The 1,900-nt window shown below is 61.0% G+C and carries 2 protein-coding genes; both read left to right on the top strand.

The features are described 5' to 3' along the window. Positions 1 to 143 precede the first annotated feature (143 nt). On the top strand, positions 144 to 506 hold the full coding sequence (locus C8D87_RS44935) for a GntR family transcriptional regulator (RefSeq protein WP_112232828.1): 363 nt from the start codon (positions 144 to 146) through the stop codon (positions 504 to 506). Positions 507 to 667: 161 nt separating this feature from the next. Further along, the coding region (locus C8D87_RS44930; protein ID WP_112232830.1) for a helix-turn-helix domain-containing protein at positions 668 to 1,900 on the top strand (1,233 nt) is incomplete at its 3' end.

The following is a 1,900-nucleotide window of genomic DNA, read 5'->3' as shown; positions in this document are numbered from 1 at the left end:
CGCCGGGGCTTTCTGCTGTCTGCCGCTGTCCCGCCTGCAACTCCTGCGATGACTGCGATGGGGGCAACGCTAGCCAATGCGTGCCACCCTGTCAACAGGTGCATGTCTGGAACGGTTGGAACGGTGACGGTAGGCTGGTTGACATGGGAAAACGGGACCCGAACGACGCACGACCGCCGTACTTGCAGGTGGTTGACCTGATCACCAGAGCGATCGGCGCTGGTGAGTACGCGCCCGGCGACCAGCTCCCCGCGCTGCATGTGCTCGCTGAGACCTATGGCGTGGCGGTTGGCACGGTGCGAAGCGCGCTGAACATGTTGCGGGACAAGGACATCGTGGTCGTCCGGCCGGGTAGTGGAACGTTCGTCCGAAGTGATCTGAACCCCGCTGATCTTGCGGAACCGTTGCCACCCACCAGGTCCGGCGACCTCGGGGAGGTCCTGCGGTTGCTCCACGAGATCAGCGGCCGACTCGCAGACATCGAGCGTCGCTTGCCTGTGGAGTGAGTGGCTGGTGTCGCCGTGTTGGCTGCTGTTGCTGGCTTTCATGCAATCAGCATCTGTTCGGCGGGTACCTGGTGTCCAAAGACTGGTTGTCCTACCACGCGCTTGGAATGACTGCCTGGCATAAGTGCAGGTCAGGCGACAAACAAGAGGCAGGGGAGTAGATGGAAACCGATGGACAGTGGCTGTCCAGGCCGACGTCCGAGGCAGGTCTCAACACGGGCCTCCTGGCAGAAGTGCTGAAGGAGTACCGACAGGCCAACGGTCTCAACCAGGGCGACCTGGCGAAGCTGCTGAACCTCGATCAGTCCTATGTCTCAAAGATCGAAACCGGACAGCGTCAGGTGCGGGATCTTGAGACCCTGTTGCGCATCGCCAACCGGTTGAACATTCCGCCTAGTCATGTCGGAGTCTCACAGGAGCTGTTGCAGCCTGTTGCACCACCTTCTACCGGCGCTCTCGTGGATGCGGCCAACCCTGTCGAGGTGAGCCAGGGCGATTGGAAGCGTGGTCGCCGCTACCTGAATCGGCACCGAGGCGAGCTGGCGCAGTTGGCCAAGAAACTCTACAGCCGGGAATTTCATGTAGGCGATGATGTGACTTTCATGGCAAAGCCTGAATGGATGCCTGAAAGGCCAATTCCTCTTGAGGATGTCGAGCTGCGCTGGACGGATGATCGTGTGCCGATCGAAGTCACTGGAGGTGAGCCAGAGGCGGCAAGTGTGTTGCCACTGCGTGCGCCGGGTCGCAGGTTTGAGCGTTATACCTCGGCGATTCGATACCTTGACCGTCCATCGCTGTTTGAAAACCGCGCTAGCTATCGGTTGCTAGGGGCAAATCTGCGGTCGGGTGATGCGTGGCTGGACTTCGGTCTGGGGACATACTTCGACAAGCTGGACGCGTCGGAAGCTGCGGCCCATGAATTGGCGGAGGTTGTGCGGGAAGGCCCGGCAGACGAGGTGCCGGATTGGTCGGCTTTGCCGCTCCGTGCGCTAATTGGCGACCCGTTCGACTTGAGGCGCAGGGCAGTCATGCCTGCGATCGAGACTCTCACTCTGCGGCGGCAGCGCGACACTGGACGCGCAACGTTCCTGCTGCACTGGCGGGATCCTGCAAAGGTGGCGACGGCGGCCGGAATCTATGGCCTCATTCCGGCGGGCGAATTTCAGCCCTCAAGCGTTGCAGCCTGGGACACCACGAACGACTTTGACCTCTGGCGCAACATGGTTCGGGAGTACTCTGAAGAGCTACTGGGCGAACCAGAGCGCGACGGCAGCCAGGGTGAGCCGATCAACTATGAAGAATGGTCGCTTTACAGGACGCTCGAAAAGGCGCGGGCTGAGGATCGAGTTTCGCCCTACTGCTTGGGAATTGGGCTCGACACGCTAACGCTGACC

Source organism: Lentzea atacamensis, from assembly GCF_003269295.1.
GTDB classification, from domain to species: domain Bacteria; phylum Actinomycetota; class Actinomycetes; order Mycobacteriales; family Pseudonocardiaceae; genus Lentzea; species Lentzea atacamensis.
The sequence above is the reverse complement of the archived record's forward strand: the minus strand, read 5'-3'. Positions and strand labels throughout refer to the sequence as shown.

Excerpts from the sequence above, each read along its gene's own strand:
- C8D87_RS44935 (WP_112232828.1), top strand. The coding sequence starts at position 144 with ATGGGAAAACGGGACCCGAACGACGCACGACCGCCGTACTTGCAGGTG.